The organism is Microbacterium paraoxydans (assembly GCF_018224615.1).
GTDB lineage: Bacteria > Actinomycetota > Actinomycetes > Actinomycetales > Microbacteriaceae > Microbacterium > Microbacterium paraoxydans_B.
In genome coordinates, this window is record NZ_JAGTUK010000004.1 from 1 (window position 1) to 22,273 (window position 22,273).

General features: G+C 72.2%; 19 protein-coding genes and 1 riboswitch. Of the genes, 3 read left to right on the top strand and 16 right to left on the bottom strand.

Annotated elements, in window-relative coordinates; all coding sequences use genetic code 11:
- Positions 1-511: 511 nt before the first annotated feature.
- The gene (locus KE274_RS14455; protein WP_211545009.1) at positions 512-1,864 is read left to right on the top strand and encodes a CoA transferase; all 1,353 of its coding nucleotides are present in this window, start codon (positions 512-514) and stop codon (positions 1,862-1,864) included.
- A 21-nt stretch (positions 1,865-1,885) separates the two neighbouring features.
- On the opposite strand, the gene KE274_RS14460 is transcribed toward KE274_RS14455, so the two are convergent.
- Genes KE274_RS14460 through KE274_RS14470 form a run of 3 tightly spaced genes read right to left on the bottom strand, consistent with a single transcriptional unit; the run spans position 1,886 to position 4,995 of the window.
- Positions 1,886-2,689, bottom strand: a complete 804-nt coding sequence (locus KE274_RS14460) for a DUF4184 family protein (protein ID WP_211545011.1) — start codon at positions 2,687-2,689, stop codon at positions 1,886-1,888.
- Between the two features lie 12 nt (positions 2,690-2,701).
- Positions 2,702-4,003, bottom strand: a complete 1,302-nt coding sequence (gene tyrS / locus KE274_RS14465) for a tyrosine--tRNA ligase (protein ID WP_211545012.1) — start codon at positions 4,001-4,003, stop codon at positions 2,702-2,704.
- A gap of 38 nt (positions 4,004-4,041) precedes the next feature.
- Entirely contained in the window at positions 4,042-4,995 is a 954-nt protein-coding gene (locus tag KE274_RS14470) for an aldo/keto reductase (protein ID WP_211545013.1), read from the bottom strand.
- Positions 4,996-5,048: 53 nt separating this feature from the next.
- Between KE274_RS14470 and KE274_RS14475 the strand changes: the two genes are divergently transcribed.
- Positions 5,049-5,411: a MerR family transcriptional regulator gene (locus KE274_RS14475; protein ID WP_211545014.1), complete on the top strand. Its 363-nt coding sequence runs from the start codon at positions 5,049-5,051 to the stop codon at positions 5,409-5,411.
- 1 nt (position 5,412) lies between these two features.
- Here the strand turns inward: KE274_RS14475 and KE274_RS14480 are convergent, their stop codons facing one another.
- Together KE274_RS14480 and KE274_RS14485 are read right to left on the bottom strand one after the other, a co-directional pair.
- Complete coding sequence (locus tag KE274_RS14480; RefSeq protein ID WP_211545015.1) at positions 5,413-6,252, bottom strand: hypothetical protein; 840 nt, start codon at positions 6,250-6,252, stop codon at positions 5,413-5,415.
- Complete coding sequence (locus KE274_RS14485) at positions 6,249-6,893, bottom strand: SatD family protein (RefSeq protein ID WP_211545016.1); 645 nt, start codon at positions 6,891-6,893, stop codon at positions 6,249-6,251. Before KE274_RS14485 ends, KE274_RS14480 begins: the two co-directional genes overlap by 4 nt.
- Positions 6,894-6,952: 59 nt before the next feature.
- Here KE274_RS14485 and KE274_RS14490 point away from each other — a divergent pair, with 59 nt between their 5' ends.
- Positions 6,953-7,540: a DUF1349 domain-containing protein gene (locus tag KE274_RS14490; protein WP_211545017.1), complete on the top strand. Its 588-nt coding sequence runs from the start codon at positions 6,953-6,955 to the stop codon at positions 7,538-7,540.
- A 51-nt stretch (positions 7,541-7,591) separates the two neighbouring features.
- Here the strand turns inward: KE274_RS14490 and argH are convergent, their stop codons facing one another.
- The 11 genes from argH to pheS all read right to left on the bottom strand — a co-directional run bounded on the left by argH (position 7,592) and on the right by pheS (position 22,269).
- Positions 7,592-9,022, bottom strand: a complete 1,431-nt coding sequence (gene argH / locus KE274_RS14495) for an argininosuccinate lyase (protein WP_211545018.1) — start codon at positions 9,020-9,022, stop codon at positions 7,592-7,594.
- On the bottom strand, positions 9,022-9,951 hold the full coding sequence (argF, locus tag KE274_RS14500) for an ornithine carbamoyltransferase (RefSeq protein ID WP_211545019.1): 930 nt from the start codon (positions 9,949-9,951) through the stop codon (positions 9,022-9,024). Before argF ends, argH begins: the two co-directional genes overlap by 1 nt.
- Entirely contained in the window at positions 9,948-11,153 is a 1,206-nt protein-coding gene (locus KE274_RS14505; RefSeq protein WP_211545020.1) for an acetylornithine transaminase, read from the bottom strand. Before KE274_RS14505 ends, argF begins: the two co-directional genes overlap by 4 nt.
- Positions 11,150-12,067, bottom strand: coding sequence for an acetylglutamate kinase (argB, locus tag KE274_RS14510; RefSeq protein ID WP_211545021.1), 918 nt, complete (start codon positions 12,065-12,067; stop codon positions 11,150-11,152). The genes KE274_RS14505 and argB overlap by 4 nt, the downstream gene beginning before the upstream one ends.
- Positions 12,064-13,221 carry a bifunctional glutamate N-acetyltransferase/amino-acid acetyltransferase ArgJ gene (argJ, locus tag KE274_RS14515; RefSeq protein ID WP_211545022.1) on the bottom strand — a complete coding sequence of 386 codons (1,158 nt, stop codon included), beginning with the start codon at positions 13,219-13,221 and terminating at the stop codon, positions 12,064-12,066. Before argJ ends, argB begins: the two co-directional genes overlap by 4 nt.
- On the bottom strand, positions 13,218-14,282 hold the full coding sequence (argC, locus tag KE274_RS14520) for an N-acetyl-gamma-glutamyl-phosphate reductase (RefSeq protein ID WP_211545023.1): 1,065 nt from the start codon (positions 14,280-14,282) through the stop codon (positions 13,218-13,220). The genes argJ and argC overlap by 4 nt, the downstream gene beginning before the upstream one ends.
- A 239-nt stretch (positions 14,283-14,521) precedes the next feature.
- Positions 14,522-16,687 carry a bifunctional hydroxymethylpyrimidine kinase/phosphomethylpyrimidine kinase gene (locus KE274_RS14525; RefSeq protein WP_211545025.1) on the bottom strand — a complete coding sequence of 722 codons (2,166 nt, stop codon included), beginning with the start codon at positions 16,685-16,687 and terminating at the stop codon, positions 14,522-14,524.
- The gene (gene thiM / locus KE274_RS14530; protein WP_211545026.1) at positions 16,684-17,532 is read right to left on the bottom strand and encodes a hydroxyethylthiazole kinase; all 849 of its coding nucleotides are present in this window, start codon (positions 17,530-17,532) and stop codon (positions 16,684-16,686) included. The genes KE274_RS14525 and thiM overlap by 4 nt, the downstream gene beginning before the upstream one ends.
- A riboswitch (TPP riboswitch) is annotated at positions 17,525-17,618 on the bottom strand. Its footprint overlaps the gene before it by 8 nt.
- Before the next feature lie 39 nt (positions 17,619-17,657).
- Positions 17,658-18,623 (bottom strand): NAD-dependent epimerase/dehydratase family protein, encoded by a 966-nt coding sequence (locus tag KE274_RS14535; protein ID WP_211545027.1) that lies wholly within the window; start codon positions 18,621-18,623, stop codon positions 17,658-17,660.
- A gap of 101 nt (positions 18,624-18,724) precedes the next feature.
- Positions 18,725-21,229 carry a phenylalanine--tRNA ligase subunit beta gene (gene pheT / locus KE274_RS14540; RefSeq protein ID WP_211545028.1) on the bottom strand — a complete coding sequence of 835 codons (2,505 nt, stop codon included), beginning with the start codon at positions 21,227-21,229 and terminating at the stop codon, positions 18,725-18,727.
- The gene (gene pheS / locus KE274_RS14545) at positions 21,229-22,269 is read right to left on the bottom strand and encodes a phenylalanine--tRNA ligase subunit alpha (RefSeq protein WP_211545029.1); all 1,041 of its coding nucleotides are present in this window, start codon (positions 22,267-22,269) and stop codon (positions 21,229-21,231) included. The genes pheT and pheS overlap by 1 nt, the downstream gene beginning before the upstream one ends.
- Positions 22,270-22,273: the final 4 nt, after the last annotated feature.

Consider the following 22,273-nt stretch of genomic DNA (forward strand, 5'->3'; position numbering starts at 1 on the left):
CTATCCATCGCCAACCCCACAAAGAGGTTGGTCTTTGATCCAAAGGAATTCTCACCCAGCCGAAGCTGAACGAGGATAATTTGGCATTTGACAAGTGCACGCTGTTGAGTTCTCAAGGATCGGATGCTCCCACGACCCAGCCATCACAGCCAGGCCCGCAGGGCAACTTCTCTATCTTAGCCATCCCGACCCGCTTGTCAAATCGGCGCGCGGCGCAGATCGAAGATCCGCTGCGCAGCCGGGACAGCCGCAGAAGGGGTGGATCTCCCATCCTAGACGCACGCGCCTGATCTCTCAAGAGAGAAGGAGTGGGAGGTGGTTCTCCGCTTGAGGGGGGTGAAGCTCTGGGCTTCTCCGCTTCCCTGTGGGGCGAACAGGTAATAACTTACGTGGATCCGGGGGGTCTGGCAAATCGGGGCAGCACGCCCGGGCGTGTCGCGCCCCGTGCTCGCGCACATCCGCCCGGGTCAGCCCCACTTTCGGAGCTGCCACCCGGGAGTAGCATCGCGCCATGGTCCCCCACCGTCCCTTCTCCCGTGCGGCCGACTCCGACGCCGGCCCGTCCCGCGCGACCCTGCTCACCAGGATCTGGACGGAGATCGGCGGCGATCAGTCGACGCTTCGTGAGGCGATCCCGGTCCTGAACCACGTAGGCAGCGTCCCCCTGCCCGCCCGCACCGCGACCGGGGAGCTCGCGCTCGCCAGCACTGCCGCCGCCGCTCTCGCCGCTGGCCAGGGCATCGCGCATCTCGACCCGGACCGCATCGCGGCCGCCTACCAGAGCGACCGCGTCCTCACGATCGACGGCTCGCCACCACCGGTGTGGTCCCCGCTCTCCGGGTTCTGGCCCGCAGCCGACGGCTGGATCCGGACCCACGGCAACTACCCGCACCACGCCCGCGCCCTGTTGTCGGCGCTGCGGCTCTCCCCCGACGCCGACCGTGACGAGGTGTCGGCGACGCTCGCGTCCCTCCCCCGCGAAGAAGCCGTCCGCCGGATCACGAGCCACGGCGGTCTCGCGGTCTCGGTGCAGCACGAACGGCCGGAGGCCGATGCCCGACTGCGCGCCACACCGCTGATCGACGTCGCGCGCCACGGCGATGCCCCGGCAGCGGATCGCTCTCCCGCCGACCCCTCCTCCCCCCTCACCGGCGTCCGGGTGCTCGATCTCACCCGCGTCATCGCCGGCCCCGTGTGCACCCGCACGCTCGCTCTGCTCGGCGCCGACGTGTTACGCATCGACGCCCCCGCCCTTCCCGAGCTGCCCTGGCAGCACCTCGACACCGGCCACGGGAAGCGCAGCGCCATCCTCGACGCCCGCGACCCGGCGATGTCGGAGCTGCTGGCGACCGCCGACGTGGTCGTGCTCGGCTACCGCCCCGCGTCACTCGAGCGGCTCGGACTGGCTCCCGATGCCCTCGTCGAGCGGTACCCGGGCCTCATCGTCGCTCAGCTCAGCGCCTGGGGTGCGGACCATCCGGAGCGTGCGGGATTCGACAGCCTCGTGCAAGCGGAGAGCGGCATCGCGCTGATCGAAGGCCGCGACGGCGCGCCCGGCGCCCTCCCCGCGCAAGCGCTCGACCACAGCAGCGGCTACCTGCTGGCCGCCGCCGTGATGACGCTCCTCGCCCGGCGCGCGGTCGCTGGCGGATCGTGGATCGCGCGGACCTCGCTGCGCCGGGTCGCCGCCGAACTGCTCGGCATGCCGCGCGCCACCGCCCCCACCGGTAGCGCGGTGGACCCGTCGCGCCACGTGGCGCGGTTCGACGTCGACGGCGTGTCCCTGGTCACGGCCGCGCCCGCTATCCCCGGAACGGCGTTCGCGGCGCCGCACGCGTGGGGGTCGGACGCTCCGCACTGGTGACCGTATCCGCAGACGGAGCCGTCAGTCCGCGCGGGCCGGTGCATCCTCACGGCGCGTGGCGACGATCACGCACAGCACCAGGGTGAGCGCTCCCCACACCGCGCACGCGGGGGGCAGCACCCGGTAGGCCAGATGCGCGATCGTGAACTCCGAGCTGAGCGGACCGAACATCGCCAGACCGATGCCCCACGCCGCCACCAGGATCACCGGAAGCGACAGCCACCAGACGACCCGCACCGCCGAGGGCAGCCGACGCGCCACCACCGCACGTGGCCCCGCACGCCGCAGCCGCAGTGCCGCCCACACGCCGAGACCCAGCAGCGCCAGCACGCTCGAACCGTGCTGCACCCACTTGTAGCCGAGCAGCGGACCCCACTGCGCATCCAGCACCGGCAACAGCTCCACGCCCCAACGCCCCTCGTGCGTGAACGCATCCCACAGGATGTGCGACAGCACGCCGATCACGAGCGACACCGCCAGCAGCAGCGGATACCAGGGGCGGCCGAGACCGACGCCCACCGCACGCCCCGCCGCGACCGCCCCGCGGTCGTCCCAGTCGACCGGCAGACGACGCGCCAGCCACAGCGGCGACAGTTCACCGACCGCCGGTCGCAGCACCACACGCCACACCAGGAACAGCACGAACGCCAGCAGCGCCGTCCACACCACGTTCGCCACCGTGTGGGTGAACGAGTAGTCGAGGCCCACCCCGCGCAGGAACAGCGGAAGGTCCGGCGTCATCGCACCGATCGCGATCGCCGCGGGCACGAGCGGCGTCCGCACGAACGGCAGCGCGACGATCGCGTGGCTCGGTGTGAACGGCATCCGCGCGCCGCGTCAGCTCAGGAACACGCCGGCCAGGGTCTTCTTGCCGCGGCGCAGCACCGAGACCCCGCCGGGAAGAGTGCCCTGCACGGTCGCGGTGTCGTCCGCCACGCGTTCACCGTCGAGCGAAACACCGCCCTGGGCGATCGCGCGACGCGCCTCCGACAGACTCGACACCAGCCCCGTCGCGACCAGCGCGTCGACCACGGGAGACCCCGGGGCGACGGTCGCGTGCGGCAGCTCATCGAGCGCCGAACGCAGCGTCGCCGGATCGAGCGCGGTCAGATCGCCCTGCCCGAACAGCGCCTCCGACGCGGCGATCACGGCCGCGGTCGCTTCGACACCGTGCACGGTGGCGACCACCTCGAGCGCCAGACGCTTCTGCGCGGCGCGACGGAACGGCTCCGTCGCCACCAGCTCGGCGTACTCCTCGATCTCGGCCCTGGTCAGGAACGTGAACACCTTGAGGCGCTCGATCACGTCGGCGTCGGCCGTCGACAGCCAGAACTGGTAGAACGCGTACGGGCTGGTCAGCTCCGCATCGATCCAGATCGCGTTGCCCTCGCTCTTGCCGAACTTCGTACCGTCGCTGTTCGTGATCAGCGGCGTGCCGATCGCGTGCACCGAGACGCCCTCGACGCGGTGGATCAGGTCGGTGCCGCTCGTCAGGTTGCCCCACTGGTCCGACCCGCCCGTCTGCAGACGGCAGTCGTACTGGCGGTAGAGCTCCAGGAAGTCGAGCCCCTGCAGGATCTGGTAGCTGAACTCGGTGTAGCTGATGCCCGCATCCGAGTTGAGGCGCGCCGCGACCGCGTCCTTCTTCAGCATGGTGCCGACGCGGTAGTGCTTGCCGATCTCGCGCAGGAAGTCGATCGCCGACAGCGGCGCCGTCCAGTCGAGGTTGTTCACCATGCGGGCCGCGTTCTCGCCCTCGAAGCTGAGGTAGCGCTCGACCTGCCCGCGCAGCCGCTCCACCCATTCGGCCACCGTCTCCCGCGTGTTGAGCGTGCGCTCCGCGGTCGGGCGAGGATCGCCGATGAGACCGGTCGACCCGCCGACGAGGCCCAGCGGCTTGTGCCCGGCGAGCTGCAGCCGACGCAGCAGCAGCAGCTGCACCAGGTGACCCAGGTGCAGGCTCGGCGCGGTCGGGTCGAACCCGCAGTAATACGTCACGGGGTCTCCCGCGAGCAGGGCGCGCAGCGCCTCCTGGTCGGTGGACACGTGGACCAGGCCACGCCACACGATCTCATCCCACACGTTCTCGAACGTGGGATCGATCGCCTGGGGTGCGGTCGTCAGGTCGGGAGTTGACACGCGCTCCAGGCTATCAGCGTGCGGTGCGGCACCCGGCCTCACACCGCGTCGTCCAGCGCGGCGATCTCGTCGCTCGTGAGGGCGAGGTCGGCCGCATCCAGAGCCGTGTCCACCTGCCCGATCTTGCTGCCGCCGAGGATCGGCCGGATGCCGTGCGCCAGCAGCCACGCCAGTACGATCTGCCCGCGCTGGGCGTCGTGCGCGTGAGCGACCCGGTCGAGCACGGCGAGGCGTCGCGCGGTGCCCGGGTGGTCGTAGACCTCGGGGATCGGCTTCTCGTGGTTGTCGTAGGCCCCGGAGAGCAGGGGCGTGTACGCCCACGTCTCCAGCCCGTTCGCGGCGGCGAAGTCGCGCTGCTCGTCGCTCAGCACGCCGAACGGGTGCACGACCCCGGGCGGCAGGGTGCCGGGTCGGACGCGCAGATACGTGGCGTTGAGCTGGAGGGCATCGAGCGGCGTGCTCCCGAGCGCCGCCGCGTGGGCACGGGCCCGCTCGATCCGCCACGCAGGGTGATTCGACGCGCCGACGCGGCGGACCGTCCCGCTCTCGGTCAGTGGGGCCAAGCCCTCGACGGTTCGCTCGATCGGGACGGCTCGGTCCTCCTGGTGGAGCCAGAGCAGGTCGATCGTGTCGACGCCGAGGCGCGACAGGCTGCCCTCGACGGCCTGCGCGATCGCTCGCGGCGACAGGCCGGTGCGAAAGGCGGGCCACGAACCGGGCCACAGCGGTTCGGCACCGACCTTCGTGGACAGGCGGATGCGCTCACGCATTCCGGGGCGAGCCGCGAGCCAGCGGCCGATCACCGCCTCGGACGCCCCACCGTGTCCGGTGTCGCTGGTCCAGAAGCTGTAGCAGTCGGCGGTGTCGATCCAGACACCGCCGCGTTCGACGAAACGGTCGAGCAGAGCGAAGGAGGTGTCTTCGTCGATGAGGGTGCCGAAGGACATGGCGCCGAGGACGATCGGGGATACGCGATGCGGGGAAACGGTCATGCAGGAAGCCTGCAACCTGGAGCGCACTCCAGGTCAAGCCCTAGGATCGCCGCATGACCGCGACCTACACCCCCGCCGAGACCGCCGCCCGCTCGGGGTTCAGCATCGACACCCTGCGCTACTACGAGCGCGAGGGCATTCTCCCCACGGTCCCGCGCACGGCCGGCGGCCACCGCGCCTACACCGATGCGGAGCTCACCCTGCTCGAGTTCCTGAAGTGCCTGCGCGAGACCGGGATGCCCGTGGAGCGTCTGCGGCGGTACGGACAGCTCTGCCGTGACGACGACACCATCCCCGAGCGGATCGCCCTGCTGGAGGAGCACGCCGAGACCGTGGAGCGTCAGCTCGCCGAGGTGCTCGCGCAGCAGCGCCGCCTCCAGGAGAAGCTCACCTGGTACCGGGAGCAGCTGGCCTGACTCAGCTGTGCGCCGCCCACCAGACGAGGAACGCGGCACCGAGCCCGACCACCCAGCTGACCAGGCTGCCCACCAGGAAGTACTCCGCCCTGGCCCCCGTCTCACCGTCGCGCGAGATCTCCGGGAACCGGACGATGCCCTTGGCCGCGAGCATGGCGGCCAGCACGGGATAGGCGGCGGCGAGCGTGAGGAGCATGACCAGCACGCGCTCGAGCGGTCCGATCAGCCGGCCGCCCTTGAAGCCGTTGCGCGGGTCGGCCGCGGGCAGCACCTCCTCCACGGCCGCGGACTCCACCGTCGACGACTCCACCGTCGCGGGCTCCACGGTCGCGGGCTCCACGGTCGCGGGCTCCACGGTCGCGGGCTCGCGGGCCGCCGGTGGTGCGGGCGCGGCGGGGTCGACCGGGCGCCAGGTGTGCTCACCGTCGAGGGCTGCCCGCACCACGAGGTTCGCGGACTCCAACAGGAACACCCCGGCCCCGAGTGCCAGCACGGCGAGGTCGAACGACACCTCACCGAAGGGCGACCGCAGGGTCCAGACCTGGCCGATGAGCCCGGTCTCCGGACGCGCGCCCACCCAGGCGACAGCGACGACGCTCAGGGCTGCCACGGCGACCGCCGGCCAGAAGCCGGCCCGCGTCGGCCCCTCATCCGGCATGCTCCACACCCACAGGGCCCCCGCGACGAGACCGAGGACGGCCCAGAGCAGGGCGTCGCCACCGATGCCGAGCAGCACGATGACCGCAGCGGCGACCACGTATCCGAGCCAGCGGCGCGGGGCGAACTGACGGACGAGGTCGGCCGCGCCGATCGCGAGCAGGACGAAGCCTGCGAAGATCATGCGCTCTCTCCTCGCAGTGCCGCGATGCCCTCGATCAGCGCCGCCGCTCCCGCGCTGCGCAGGGACTTGGAGACGCTGGGCTGCGTGATGCGCTCCTGCGCCGCCAGCTCCTGCTGCGATCGACCGATCAGGCGGCCGTAGGTGAGACGCCGCTCGCGTGCGGTCATGGCGCCGACCAGCTCGTCGCGGACGAGGACGTACGCGTTGGCGGCGGCGATCGCTGCGGGCATGACCTCATCCTGGCCCGGGGCTCCGACAATCCAGGTGCGCGTGCGCGGCACGGCGCGCTGTTCGCGCGCGTGCACGGTCTCGATCGCGGCCCGCGCGGCGTACCACCCGGGGCCGTCCGCGAGCTCGCCGTGGACGGAGTCGACCGCGCGCACCTCCCCCACGCCGATGCCGAAGCGGAAAGCGAGGTCGTCGGGCAGCCGCAGCTGGATCATCACGAGCGAGGTGAGCGCATCGGCCAGCTCGCGATAGACGCCCTGCTGCTCGTCCCCTACCGTGGGCGTGAGCGGCTGCACGGCGAGGGGCAGGTCGGCCTCGACCTGCGCGATCGTCTCGTCGAGTGCCCGCTGCGCCGCACTCCGGTCGTCGAGCTCCCGGGAGCCCACGATGTCGGCGATCACGGCGATGACCATGGCATAACCGTAGCACGAATAAGCACGGTTTATGCCTTCTTTGGCTATAGGTTGGAGTTATGCCTGATATGAGCATCATGCCCTGGACCGCCGGAACCTGGACCCACGCCCCCGCCGACGTCGTCGACAGCGGGACCCACCTCGACGTGACCGCCGTCGAGGGCAGCGACGCCTGGCGGCACACCGCCTACGGCTTCGTGCACGACACCGAGCACGCCCTGCTCGCCCCCCTCGCGGTCGGCGAGGCCATGGAGGTGTCGTTCCGCGCACCGTGGGAGGGCCAGTTCGACCAGGCCGGTCTGTTCGTGCGGGCCGACGACGAGCACTGGATCAAGGCAGGCGTCGAGCACGCCGACGGCCACCTCGGACTCGGCGCCGTCATCACCGCCGTGACCTCGGACTGGTCCATCGGCCAGGTCGACGACTGGCACGACAGCGAGATCACCGTGCGTGTCAGCCGGTGGCGCGACGCCGTGATCGTCCGCGCCACCGCGGACGGCGGACCGTGGCGACTCGTGCGGGTCGCCCCCTTCGACGGTCAGGCCGCCGTGACGGCCGGACCGTTCCTCGCCGCGCCGACACGCGCCGGCCTCACCGTGCGCTTCACACGCTGGGAGCGGACCGCCGCAGACGCCGACCTGCACTGAGCACGGCCCGCACACGAACGGACCCCCGGGAGACCGGGGGTCCGTTGCGTCTCACAGACCAAGCGCGTGCGCCGCCGCCTGTGCTCTGGCCACCAGCTCGGCACGCTGCTCGGCCACGCGCACCGGCGCGGTTCCGCCGACGCCCGAGCGAGAGGCCACCGAGCCCTCGATCGTCAACACCTCACGCACCGCGGGCACCAGGTGCTCCGACACCGACAACAGCAGCTCGTCCGACGCCTCCTCCAGACCGATGCCCTGCTCCTCGCACGCGCGCACCAGCGCACCCGAGATCTCGTGCGCATCGCGGAACGGCACGCGCTGCTTCACCAGCCACTCGGCCACATCGGTCGCCAGCGAGAAGCCCTGCGGGGCGAGCTCCGCCATCCGGTCCGTGTGGAACCGCAGCGTCGCGATCATCCCGGCGAACGCGGGCAGCACCACCTCGAGGGTCTGCACCGAGTCGAACACCGGCTCCTTGTCCTCCTGCAGATCACGGTTGTACGCGAGCGGCAGGCCCTTGAGCGTCGCCAGCAACCCGGACAGGTTGCCGATCAGCCGTCCCGACTTGCCGCGCGCGAGCTCGGCGATATCGGGGTTCTTCTTCTGCGGCATGATGCTCGAGCCCGTGGAGTACCCGTCGTCGAGCGTCACGAAACCGAACTCGCGCGTGTTCCAGAGGATGATCTCCTCCGACAGACGCGACAGGTCCACCCCGGTCATCGCCGCGATGAACGCGAACTCGGCCACCACGTCGCGCGCGGCCGTACCGTCGAGAGAGTTCTCCGCGGGGCGGTCGAGGCCCAGCTCCGTCGCCACGAGGGCCGGATCGAGACCCAGCGTGGAGCCGGCGAGGGCTCCCCCGCCGTACGGCGAGACCCCGGCGCGGCGACGCCAGTCGACCAGACGCTCCAGCTCGCGCACCAGCGGCCACGCGTGCGCCTGCAGGTGGTGCGCGAGGAGCACCGGCTGCGCATGCTGGAGGTGGGTACGACCGGGAAGGATCGCGTCGGGGTGCGCCTCGGCCTGCGCCACCAGCGCGTCGATCACCCGCAGCAGATCCCGCGCGATCACACGGGAGTGGTCGATCAGGTACAGGCGCACGAGAGTGGCGATCTGGTCGTTGCGGCTGCGACCGGCGCGCAGGCGGCCGCCCAGCTCCGGCCCGAGCTCGGCGATCAGCGCCTGCTCCAGCGCCCCGTGCACATCCTCATCGGTGGGCACGGGAACGAGCGTGCCGTCGGCGACCTTGCGTGCGACGGCGTCCAGTCCCTCGTGCATGCGCTGCGCCTCGTCCGGCTCCAGATACCCCGCGGCGGCGAGCGCCGTGGCGTGCGCGTGCGAGCCCGCGATGTCGTACGGCGCCAGGATCCAGTCGAAGTGCGTCGAGCGGCTGAGTTCCGCCAGCTCCGGGGACGGCCCCGTGGCGAAGCGGGCACCCCAGAGCGCGCCCTCGTTCGTGCCCTCGTGCGTCGAATCCGTCATCACGCGTCCTTCTTGCCGAGCAGCCAGACCAGCAGTGCCTTCTGCGCGTGCAGACGGTTCTCCGCCTCATCCCACACCACGCTCTGCGGACCATCGATCACCGCGGAATCGACCTCGTAACCGCGGTCGGCGGGAAGGCAGTGGATGAAGATCGCCTCGTCGTCGGCGAGCTCCATGGTCTCCGGCGTCACCTTGTAGCCGCCGAGGTCGCGGATGCGCGCGATCTTCTCCTCCTCCTTGCCCATCGACACCCACGTGTCGGTCACCACGACGTCGGCGCCCGCCGCCGCCTCGACCGGGTCGGTGAACAGCGTGATGGAGCCGCCCGTCTCGGCGGCACGGCGGTCGGCCGCCTCGATCACGTCGGCCCGCGGCGCGTACGCCTCGGGCGACGCGATGCGCACGTGCATGCCCGCCGTGACGCCGGCGAGGGCGTAGGAGTGCGCCATGTTGCTCTGACCGTCGCCGAAGAAGGTGAGCGTGAGGCCCTTCAGCTCACCCTTGTGCTCGCGGATCGTCAGCAGGTCGGCCAGCAGCTGGCACGGGTGGAAGTCGTCGGACAGCGCGTTGATGACCGGCACGCGCGTGCCCGCCGCCATCTCCTCCAGGCCCGACTGGGCGTACGTGCGCCACACGATCGCCGCGACCTGGCGCTCCAGCACCCGCGCCGTGTCGGACGGGGTCTCCTTGCCCCCGAGCTGGCTGCTCGCGGTCGAGATGATCAGCGGAGTCCCGCCGAGGTCCGCGATGCCCACCGCGAACGACACGCGGGTGCGGGTGGACGACTTGTCGAAGATCACGGCGACGGTCTGCGGGCCGGCGAGGCTCTTGTCGGCCCAGCGGTCCTTCTTGAGCTCGAGCGCGAGGTCGAGGATCTCCGCCTGCTCGGCGGGCGTCAGGTCGTCGTCGCGCAGCAGGTGGCGGGTCATGCGGTTACCTTTCCAGGGACGGAGGAGTGGACGTCGGCGAGCGCCGCCGCGAACAGCTCCCGGAACTCGGCCAGCTCGGCCTCGCCGATCGTGAGGGCGGGTGCGATGCGCACGGTCTCGGGGTTGGCGGCGTTCACGATCAGACCGCGCTCCTGAGCCGCGGCGACCACGGCACCGGCCACCGGCTCGGTGAGCGCGACGCCCACGAGCAGACCGCGCCCGCGGACACCCGCGATCAGTGGCGAGTCCAGGCCGAGCAGAAGCTCACGCAGCTCGTCGCCGCGACGGGCGGCGTTGCCGACCAGGTCTGCGCGCTCGATCTCCGCCAGCACCGCATCGGCCACCGCCGTCGCGAGCGGGTTGCCGCCGAACGTCGAACCGTGCGAACCGGGGGTGAAGAGGGCGCTCGCGGCACCGTACGTGACCAGGGCCCCGATCGGGAAGCCGCCACCGATGCCCTTGGCGAGCGTGATCGCGTCGGGCGTGATGCCCTCGTGGCTGAACCCGAACCAGGCACCCGTGCGCCCGGCCCCGGTCTGGATCTCGTCGACGATGAGCAGTGCCCCGTGCGCGAGCGTGAGGGAACGGGCCGCCGCGAGATAGCCCTCGGGCAGCTCCACGACTCCGGCCTCTCCCTGGATGGGCTCGACGATGACCGCCGCGACCCGGTCGTCCATCGCGGCCTCGAGCGCCTCCACCGTGGCGGGGATGTGCTCGACCCCGCCGGGCATGGGCGCGAACGGCGCGCGCATCGACTCCTTGGCCGTGAGCGCGAGCGAGCCCATGGTGCGGCCGTGGAAGCCGTTCTCCAGCGCGAGGATGCGCGGACGCTCCGTGCCGCCGTGCAGCCGGGCGAGCTTGAACGCGGCCTCATTGGCCTCCGCGCCCGAGTTGGAGAAGAACACGCGGCCGTCGATGCCGGCGCCGGCGAGGCGCTTGAGCCGGGCGGCCAGCGCGAGCTGCGGCGGCGTGGCGAAGTAGTTCGACACGTGCGCGAGCGTGGCCGCCTGCGTCGCGACAGCATCGACGAAGACGGGGTGCGCGTGCCCCAGCGAGGTGACGGCGATGCCGGCGAGGAAGTCGAGGTAACGTCGGCCGTCGGCGTCCCACAGGTACGAGCCCTCACCGCGGGTCAGCAGCGCCAGCCGCTCCCCCGCGTTGAGCACGAGATCACGTGCCGCGTCGTCCTGCCAGACGGTCATGCCGTCGCCCCTTTCTCTCCCAGGACCACTTCGGTCCCGATTCCCTTGCTGGTGAACAGTTCGACGAGTACCGAATGGGGCACCCGCCCGTCGATGATCGCGGCGGCGTCCACGCCACCCTCGACCGCGTCCAGGCACGCCCGCATCTTCGGGATCATGCCCGACTCCAGCCGCGGCAGCATCTCGATCAGCGCCTCGGACGTGAGGTGCGAGACCAGCGAGTCGCGGTTGGGCCAGTCGGCGTACAGCCCCGGCACGTCGGTGAGGATCACGAGCTTGCGCGCCCGGAGCGCCACGGCGAGTGCGGCCGCGGCGGCGTCGGCGTTTACGTTCAGCGACTGGCCGGGGTGGTCGAGGTCGGGCGCGATGCTGGAGATCACCGGGATGCGTCCGGCAGCGAGGTGGTCGAGCACCGCGGTGGGGTCGACCTGCACCACGTCGCCCACCCGGCCGAGGTCGATCTCCTCGCCGTCGACGACCACGCCGCGACGTCGCCCGCCGAACAAGCCGGCGTCCTCACCGCTGAGCCCGGTGGCGATGGGCCCGTGCGAGTTGATCTTCGCCACGAGCTGCGGGTTCACCTGGCCGGTGAGCACCATGCGCACCACGCTGATCGCCTCGGTGTTGGTGACCCGGTAGCCGCCCTTGAACTCGCTCGGGATCTCCAGGCGCTGCAGCATGTCGGAGATCTGCGGACCGCCGCCGTGCACCACGACCGGCTGCACACCGACGTAGCGGAGGTAGGCGATGTCCTGCGCGAACGCCTCCTGCAGCTCGTCCGAGACCATGGCGTTGCCGCCGTACTTGACCACGACGATCTGGTCGCGGAAGGTCTTGAGCCACGGCAGCGACTCGATCAGCGTCGTCGCCTTCTGCGCGGCGACGTCGGGCGTGGTGTCCTGGAGGTCGGTCATGAGGCGTAGGCGCTGTTCTCGTGCACGTAGTCGTGGGTCAGGTCGTTGGTGAGCACCGTCGCGGTCGCGTCGCCGACCTTCAGGTCGATCAGCAGGTGGGTAGCGCGCGGAGTCAGGTCGACCTCCTCGCGCGGACGGTCGGGGCCGCCCGCCGTGCACACGCGCACCCCGTTCATCCAGACGTCCACGTCGTAGGGGTCGAACTGCGCGTTCGTGGTGCCGATCGCCGCGAGCACCCTGCCCCAGTTCGGGTCGTTGCCGAAGATCGCCGCCTTGAACAGGTTGTTGCGGGCGACCGACCGGCCCACCTCGACGGCCTCCTGCTCGGTGACGGCGTGCTGCACCTCGATCGTGATGTCGTGGCTGGCTCCCTCGGCGTCGCCCTGCAGCTTCACCGCGAGCTCCTGGCACAGCTCGGTGAGCGCGTCGGCGAAGTCGTCGAGATCGGGAACGACCTCGGACGCGCCGTTCGCCAGCAGAGTCACCTGGTCGTTCGTCGACATGCAGCCGTCGGAATCGAGCCGGTCGAACGTGCGGCCCGTCGCACGACGCAGCACCTCGTCGGCCTGCAGCGGCTCCAGCACGGCATCGGTCGTGAGCACCACGAGCATGGTCGCGAGCCCGGGGGCGAGCATGCCCGCGCCCTTCGCCATGCCGCCGATCGTCCAGCCGTCGCGGCTCACGACCGCGGTCTTCGCGACCGTGTCGGTGGTCATGATCGCCTGCGCCGCGCTCTCACCACCCTCCGACGAGAGCTGGGCGATGGCCTGCGCCGTGCCCTCGAGCACCTTCGCGCGGAACACCTCGTCACCCGTGCCGATCAGCCCCGTCGAGCACACGAGCACGTCACCTGCGCTGATGCCCAGCAGCTCGGCGGCCTTCTCGGCGGTCTGATGCGTGGTCTGGAAGCCGAAGCTGCCGGTGAAGCAGTTCGCCCCGCCCGAGTTGAGGACCACGGCCTCCACCACGCGGTCGGCCACGGCCTGCTGCGACCAGATGATCGGGTTGGCCTTGGCGCGGTTGCTGGTGAACACCGCGGCGCCGACCTTGCGGGGGCCACGGTTCACGACGACGGCGACGTCGGGCTTGCCGGTGGACTTGAGTCCGGCGGCGACGCCGGCTGCTTCGAATCCTGCGGGTGCGGTAACGCTCACGGGGCGACTCCGTTGATCGAGAGGGCACGGGCCTCGGGGAGCCCCAGCGCGATGTTCATGGACTGGATGGCGGCACCGGCCGTGCCCTTGACGAGGTTGTCGACAGCCGTGACGACCGTGACCCGGTTGGCGGCGCGGTCGATCGCGAGGCCGATCAGGGCGGTGTTGGCACCCAGTACGTCGGCGGTGCGGGGAAAGCGTCCCTCGGGGAGCAGCTGCACGAACGTCTCGTCGCCGTACGCGCTCTCCCACGCGCCGCGGATCTCGGCGTCGGTGGCGCCCGCCACGATCGGCGCGGTCGAGGTGGCGAGGATGCCGCGCGACATCGGGACGAGCACGGGCGTGAACGAGATCCGGATGTCCGCACCCGAGGCATCGGCGCCGGCCGGACGCGCCGCGGCGAGCGCCTGCCGGATCTCCGGGATGTGCCGGTGCGTGCCGCCGACCGCGTAGGGGTTGGCCGTGCCGAGGATCTCGCTCGCCAGCAGGGTGCTCTTGAGGCTCTTGCCCGCCCCGGAGGGACCGACCGCCAGCACCGACACGATGTCGGACGGGTCGATCACGCCCGCCGCGACACCGGGCGCGAGGCTCAGACTGACCGTGGAGGCGTTGCACCCGGGGGCGGCGATGCGCGTCGCGCCGCGCAGGTGGTCGCGCTGGGTACCGTCCGCGACCGGCAGCTCCGGCACGCCGTAGGCCCACGGCTCGTGGAACGCGCCGCCGTAGAAGGCGTCCCACGCGGCGGACGACGTGAGCCGGTGGTCGGCGCCCGCGTCGATCACGAGAGGGACGTCACCGAGCGCGTCGGTGTACTGTCCCGACTGCCCGTGCGGCAGGGCGAGGAACACGATGTCGTGCCCGGACAGGATCTCGGGCGTCGTGTCCTGCAGCGTGAGGTGAGCGAGCGAGCGGAGGTGCGGCTGGTGGTCGACGAGCGGCTGACCCGCGTTGGAGTGCGCGGTGACGGTGCGGATCTCGATGTCGGGGTGGGCGGCCAGGAGGCGGAGGATCTCGCCGCCTGCATAGCCCGATGCGCCGGAGACGGCGACGGAGTACGTCATGCTTCTACCTTAACGGTCGGGTCCTCGACGATTTCGGGACCGGGGGCGGGGCCGAGGGCGGCGACACCGGCACTCGACCGCCGCGCACGCGCAGGCAGGAGGGCGGGGTCGCCTAGAGTCGGCGGCCGCGGCGTCGGCACACAGCGATGACGCTCGGAGCGAGCGTCGAGGAGGCGGTGGCGGCCGAAGGCATGCCGCGACAGTAGCGCGGCCCTCGCCGCCACCGCAAATCCCGGTCGTCACACGGGCACGGGCGACTCCCGCCCCTCGACCGCCGCGAGGGGGGCCGCGAAGAACGCGAGCTCGTGCGCGCTGGAGGCGAGGAACGCGCGCCGCATCCGCTCGCGCCGACCGGCGTCCGCCCGCGCCGCCGCCGTCGTCACGTGGTCGATCGCCTGCGCCGTGGCCCGCTCGAATGCGGGGTCGGCGTAGGTCTCGAGCCACGAGGCGTACGGGTGCGCGGGGTCGCGCGGCGCCCCGCCGAAGTCGCCCGCGTGCAGGCGCCGACCCAGATCCGTGTACAGCCAGAAGCACGGCAGCACCGCGGCGACGAGCTCCGCGTAGTCGCCGCCGAACGCGACCGAGCGCAGGTGGTCGAGGTACGCCGTGGTGGCGGGTGCCGCGTCGGCCGCGAACGTCGCCCCGCTCACGCCCTCCCCCGGACTCAGCCACGACGCGTGCAGTTCGAGTTCGCCCGCGATGGCCCCGCGTGCGGACTCGGCCCAGAACTCCTGCTCGGCGGAGGTCGGGGCGAGCCGGGCGGCCTCGGCGAGGACCCGCGCGTACTCGCGGAGGTACAGGGCGTCCTGCGCGAGATAGAACACGAACGCGTCGCGGTCGAGCGTGCCATCGGCCAGGGCCCGGATGAAGGGCAGGTCGTCGATGTCGGCCCGCAGCGGAGCCGTATCCGCCCACCACGCCTCGGCGACCTCGCCGGGAGCGGGGCGGGTGTCCACACCGCCGCGCTCCCACATCCCGGCGAGGTGATGGATCGGACCGCAACCGTGACCCACGTGGAGCCGATCCGCCGCGCGCAACGATTCGCGCAGCCAGGCCCGGGCGGCACGTACGGCGGCCGCCGGCTCCTCACCTCGCGCGAGCCGGGTCGCCAGCGCCGAGGACAGCGAGCAGCCGGTGCCGTGCGTGCTGCCGGTGGGGATGCGCGAGCCGGGGAACTCCGTGCGCCCTCCGGCCGCATCGACCAGCGCGTCGGGCGACTCGTCGCCCGGCAGGTGCCCGCCCTTCACCAGCACGGCGGCACCGGTCGCTGCGGCGAGCTCTTCCGCCGCGGCGAGCGCGTCCGCCCAGTCGGTCACCGCGCGTCCGGCGAGGACGGCGAGCTCGGCGAGGTTCGGCGTGACCACGGTCGCCCTCGTCATCAGGCCGCGCAGCTCGCGCTCCGCCTCGGGCGGCAGCAGCCGGTCCCCCGAGGTGGCCACCATGACCGGGTCGAGCACGACGATCGGCGGACGCCGGGCATCGAGCCACGCGGCGACCGCGTGGATGACCGCGACGTCGGCGAGCATCCCGATCTTCACGCCGTCGATGCGGATGTCGTCCGCCACGGCGTCGAGCTGCGCGCGCAGGAACGGTGCGGGCGGCACGTGCACCGCCCGCACCCCCTGCGTGTTCTGCGCCGTGAGGGCGGTCAGCGCCGCCATGCCGTAGCCACCGTTCGCCGCGATCGCCTTGAGGTCGGCCTGGATGCCCGCACCGCCGGAGGGGTCGCTGCCGGCGATGCTCAGCACGTGCGGTGTCCGCCGCGCCAGCCAGCGGCGTCGGAAGGCAGCGGCCGTCGCGCGCGGATCCGCTGCGGCGCACAGCGCGGACACGACCGCGATCCCGGCCGCACCGGCGTCGCGCAGCGTCTCGGTGTCGTCGAGGCCGACCCCGCCGATCGCCACGCACGGCAGCGGGCTGCGGGCCGCGAACGCCGCGAAGCCGTGCACGCCGAGCGGCTCCGGATGATCGGGCTTGGTCGCCGTGGGCCGGATCACCCCGACGCCCAGGTAGTCCACCGTCCCCGCGGGCAGGGCGCGCACCGCGGCCAGGTGCTCCGCCGTGTTCGCCGTGAGCCCGATCAGCGCGTCCGGCCCGAGCAGCTCTCTGGCCCGGAGCACCGAGGCGTCGGCCTGGCCGAGGTGCACGCCGTCCACCCTCGCCCCGCGCCGTCGCGCCTCGACCGCGGCGTCGAGACGGTCGTTCACCACCAGCAGCGCCCGTCCGTCGATCGCCTCCGACAGCGCCACGAGCTGCGCGACCGTCTCGGGATCGGACGCCCGCTTGTCGCGCAGCTGCACCACGCGCACACCGCCCGCGACGGCCAGCCGAACGGTCTCCACCACCCCGCGCTCCCCGCACAGGGCGGCGTCTGTGACCAGGTAGACCGACAGATCGGCGGTCACCACGCCTCCTCCCGCACGTCGGCGCGGTCGGCGAGGTCGTCCGCGGTGACGGCGGCCAGCGCATCCAGCAGTGCGACCGCGAAGCTGCCGGGGCCGGAGGACACCGCCGCGGCCTGCTCCGCCGCGACCGTGTACACGAGGGTCGCGGCGGCCACGGCCATGAGCGGCTCGACTCCCGTGGTCCGCGCCGCGCCAAGGTACGCCGCCATCGCCGCGCCCAGCGCGCAGCCGCCCCCCGTGACCTTCGTCAGCAGCTCGTGGCCGTTGGCGATGCGCATCACGCGCAGACCGTCGGTCACCAGATCGACCGGGCCCGAGACCGCGACGACCGCACCGTGACGCAGCGCGAGATCACGGGCGGCCTCGGCGGCAGCCTCGGTGTCGTCGGTCGCGTCGACGCCACGGCCCCCGCTGCTGCGCCCGGCCAGCGCCAGGATCTCCGACGCGTTGCCCCGGATCGCGGTCGGGCGGCGCTCGGCCAGATCGAGCGCGAGCGCCGTCCGCACCGGCAGCACGCCGATCGCGACGGGATCGAGCACCCAGGGCGTGCCCGCGGCGACAGCCCCCGTGACCGCCTGCCGGCTCGCCTCGCGCTGCTCCGGGGTGGGCGTGCCGAGGTTGATCAGCAGTCCGGACGCGGCACCGGCGAACGCCTCGGCCTCTCCCACGATGTCGACCATGGCGGGCGCCGCGCCGAGAGCCAGCAGGACGTTGGCCGTGAACCCCGTCACGACCGCGTTCGTCAGGCAGTGGGTCAACGGCGGCGAGGCTTGCACCTCCTCCCGCAGCCGTCCCGCCGTGGCGACGAGGTCGAGGGTGGATTGCGGACGCACAGGATCGCTCATCGGGCGACATCCCTTCGCTAGTACGAACTAGATCAGGTTCGACGGGTGTGATCTCAGCCGCGGATGCGGCACCCCGTGTCACTGATCGGCAGTCTAGCGAGCGGCCGGCGACCCCCGCGGACGCCTCAGCGGGCGTCGAGCAGCGCGCGCTCCTCGCCGCGGGTCAGCCCGGCACGCCGCTCCCGATCCACCCCGCGCTCGCTCTCATCGGCCACGACCCGCGCCACGGTGTCGGCCAGTGGCCGGAGGGTGCCGCCGCTCGCCCGATAGCGGTCGTTGGAGCGGCGCATGAACCCGGGCATGTCCGGCGGCAGCCACAGCGGCAACGACCGCGGACCGGCCCAGTACGCGACCCCCGCCGCGACGAGCCGCTGCTCCTCCCCCACCACGACCGGGCCCGCGTGACCGGCGGCCGCGCGGACGACGTCGAGCACGTCCGCGAGCGCGTGCACGTCGCCGATCGCGTTCACGGGCCCGGTGGCCGAGGTCGTCGCGAGGTACGCGGCCAGGTCCTCCACGTCGATCACCTGGGCCGTCCGCCCGTCGAGGGGCGGCAGCAGCACGGGGCCGTCCGCGGCGCGCAGGAACGCCGCTGCCCAGTAGCCGAACCGGTCGCTCGGATCGCCGTCGCCCACGATCAGCCCGGGCCGCACGATCAGGGCCCTGTCGCCGACCGCGCCCCGCACCGCATCCTCCGCCGCGACCTTCTGCGCGGCGTAGTCGTCGGCGCCATCCGCTCCGGCGGGCTCGTGCCGGGGCGCCGTCTCATCCGCGCCGACCGTCGCATCGTCGCGGTACACCGACATCGACGACACGTACGTCCAGCGGGCGGCGCGATCGGCGAGGGCCCGCACCGCCGCCGTGACATGGTCCGCGCGCGACGAGACGTCGATCACGTGGTCCCAGTCCCTGCGCGCCACCACGTCGTACGCGTCGGGTTCGTCACGGTCGGCGAGCACGAGCGTCGCGCCGGGCGGCGCTGGTCGTCCGCCGCGCGCCAGACAGGCCACGGTGGCACCGGACCCGAGCGCATGGGTCGCGATGCGACCGGACAGCCATCCGGTACCACCGAGGATCAGAACGTCCGCCATGCCTCCATCGCACCAGGGTCAGCCCACACGCGGAAGCCCCCTCCGCTCACAGCAGAGGGGGCTTCCCTGTCTGGCACGCGGCACGAGCGCCGCGGTGTCGATCAGTCGCGGATCGCGGCACCGAACCGCTCGGCCGCGCGCGCCACACCCGCGAGCTTCGCCTCGGTGGCCTCGGCGGCCGTCAGCGTGCGGTCGTCCGCACGGAACCGCAGCGCGAACGTCAGCGACTTCGCGTCGGACGGCACGCCGTCGCCCCGATAGTCGTCGACCAGCCGGACGGACTCGAGCAGCGCGCCCGCTCCCTCGGCCAGCGCCGACCGGACGTCGCCCGCCGGCACCTCGACCGGCACGACCAGCGACACGTCCTGCGTGGCCGCGGGGAAGGTCGACAGCGACGCGGCCACGATGCGGCTGCCCGCGAGCGTGAGGATGCGGTCGAGGTCGAGCTCCAACACCGTCGCGCGACCCGGAAGATCCGCGTCCTCGGCGACCGACGGGTGCAGCTCGCCGACGTAGCCGACCTCCTCGCCCGCGGCGCGCAGGACGCCCGCGCGTCCGGGGTGCAGCGCGGCACGCGTGGTCTGCGCGACCTCGATGTCGATCCCGGCGGCCGATGCGATCACACGCACCGCATCGAGCGCCTCCGTGAGCCCCGCGGCCTCGGCGGCACGGCCGGGCTGACGCGGGGACACATTGCCCGTGAGCAGCACGGCCACATGGCGCTCCTGCGGCGGGATCGACGCCTCCAGCTCCGCCAGCGTCTCCTCCGAGGGACGCACGCCGAGCGGCGGGACCTCGGCGGTGCCGTACTCCACGCCGGGCTCCGGCACGAACACGACGCCGGTCTCGAAGATCGCCAGGTCGGTCAGGCCGCGCGCGATGTTGCGGTGCGCGGTCTGGAGCAGCCCCGGGATCAGCGTGCGACGCAGGAACGGCGCCTGACCGTCGAGCGGGTTCGCCAGTCGGATGCTCGGCAGGTGCTCGCCGGTCGCGGAACCGTGCAGGTCGTTCTGCGCCTCGGTGGTGAACGGGAACGCCGGGGTCTCCACGAAGCCCGCCGCCGCGAGCGCGTTCGCCACGCGGCGACGGCCCTGCTGGTGGGCGGTGAGTCCCCGTCCGGACGGCGGCGTGGGAAGCACCGACGGGATGCGGTCGAGGCCGTGGATACGCGCGACCTCCTCCGCGAGCGTCCACCTGTCGGTCAGGTCGGGACGCCACGTGGGCGGGATCACGGTCCAGCCGCCCTCCGCCGGGTTCACCTCGGCCCCGATGGTGGTCAGCGCGCCCGTGATCTCCTCGTCGCTGTAGTCCACGCCGATCAGGCCCGGCACGAACCCCGCCGGCAGCGCGATCTCCTCGACGAACACCTCCGCGAACAGCGCACCGCCCTCCTCGGTGAGCGTGCCGCCCGCGAGCTCGACCATGAGGTCGGCCGCCCGACGCGCCGCCACGAACGGGATCAGCGGGTCGACGCCGCGCTCGAAGCGCTTCGACGCCTCACTGGGCAGCTTGTGACGCCGGGCCGTACGCGCGATCGTCGTGGGGTCGAAGGTGGCGGCCTCGATGAGCACGTTGCGCGTGTTGTCGCTCATCTCGGTCGTGCCGCCGCCCATGACGCCCGCGAGGCCGATCGGTCCCGACTCGTCCGTGATGAGCAGGTCTTCCTCGTGCAGTGCGCGTTCCACGCCGTCGAGCGTGGTCATCTTCTCGCCCGGGGTCGCGCGACGCACCGTGATGCCGCCCGCGAGCTTGTCGAGGTCGTAGCCGTGCAGCGGCTGCCCGAGCTCGAGCATCACGTAGTTCGTGATGTCGATCAGCACACCCAGCGAGCGCATGCCCGCGAGGCTCAGTCGCGCGATCATCCAGGGCGGGGTCGGACGCGACGGGTCGACGTCGCGCACCACCCGCGTGACGAACTCGCTCGCTCCGACGTTGCCACGCACCGGGGCGCGGTCGTCGACGACGGCCGTGTGACCGGAGCCGGGCTGCAGCTCGGCGAAGTCGCGCTCGGCGGGGTCGCGGAAGGCCGCGCCCGTGGCGTGGGCGTACTCCCGCGCCACGCCGCGCACCGAGAACGCGTAGCCGCGATCCGGGGTCACATTGATCTCCACCGCGACGTCGTCGAGGCCGAGCAGCGCGATGGCGTCGGTGCCGACCGGCGCGTCGATGCCGAGGTCGGACAGCACGATGATGCCGTCGTGCTCGTCGCCGAGGCCCAGCTCGCGCGCCGAGGCGATCATGCCGTCCGACACGTGGCCGTAGGTCTTGCGGGCCGCGATCGGGAACGGGCCGGGCAGCACGGCGCCGGGCAGGGTCACCACGACCTTGTCGCCGACGACGAAGTTGTGCGCGCCGCACACGATCCCGCGGACCCCGCCGTTCGCCTCACCGACATCCACCTGGCACCAGTTGATCGTCTTGCCGTTCGACTGCGGCTCCGGCTCGATCGAGAGCACCTGCCCGACCACCACGGGGCCCGTGATGTCGAAGCGATGCACGTCCTCCTCCTCGAACCCGACCGTCACCAGCGCCGCGAGGACATCCTCCGGCGTGGCCTCGGGGGCCAGATCGACGTACTCACGCAGCCACGAAAGCGGGACGCGCATCACACCACCATCCCGTACTGCTCGCTGAAACGGACATCGCCCTCGGCCATGTCGCGCATGTCCTGCACGTCGCTGCGGAACATCAGGCCGCGCTCGATGCCCATGCCGAACGCGAAGCCGCTGTACACCTCGGGGTCGATCCCCGCCGCGCGCAGCACGTTCGGGTTGACCATGCCGCAGCCGCCCCACTCGATCCAGCGCGCGCCGCCCTTGAAGGTCGGGTGCCACAGGTCGAGCTCGGCGGAGGGCTCGGTGAAGGGGAAGTAGTTCGTGCGGAAGCGCGTCTTGGCCTCCGGCCCGAAGAGCTGCCGCGCGAAGTGGTCGAGCGTGCCCTTCAGGTGCGCCATCGTGATGCCCTTGTCGACCACGAGCCCCTCGAACTGCGTGAACACCGGCAGGTGCGTGGCGTCGAACTCGTCGGTCCGGTACACGCGGCCGGGGCACAGCACGTAGATCGGCACCTCCCGGTTGAGCATCGAGCGCACCTGTACGGGGCTGGTGTGAGTGCGCATCACCAGGTGCCGCGAGGGCGGGTCCACGTAGAACGTGTCCTGCTCCTGACGAGCGGGGTGGTCGACGTCGAAGTTCAGCGCGTCGAAGTTGAACCACTCGTGCTCGAGCTCGGGACCCTCCGCGATCTCCCAGCCCATGCCGACGAAGATGTCCTCGACGTGGTCCTGGAGGAGCGTGAGCGGGTGGCGGGCGCCGACGCGGGTGCGCGAGGGCACCGCGGTGATGTCGACCCGCTCCGCCTCGAGGCGAGCGGCGACCTCCGCGGCGGCCAGCTCGGCCTCCTTCGCGGCGAGCGCCTGGGTCACGCGACCGCGCCCCTGCCCCACGAGCTTGCCGAACGCGGCCTTGTTCTCGGGGGCGACCTGGCGCATCGAGGCGTTCAGGACCGCGAGCGGCGATCCCTCGGCGACGTGCGCGGCTCGGGCGGCTTTCAGCGCGGCGGTGTCGGCGGCCGCATCGATCGCCGCGAGGGCGTCGGCGACGGCGGCTTCGACCGCGTCGGGGGTGATTTCCGGAGACTCTGACACGGGA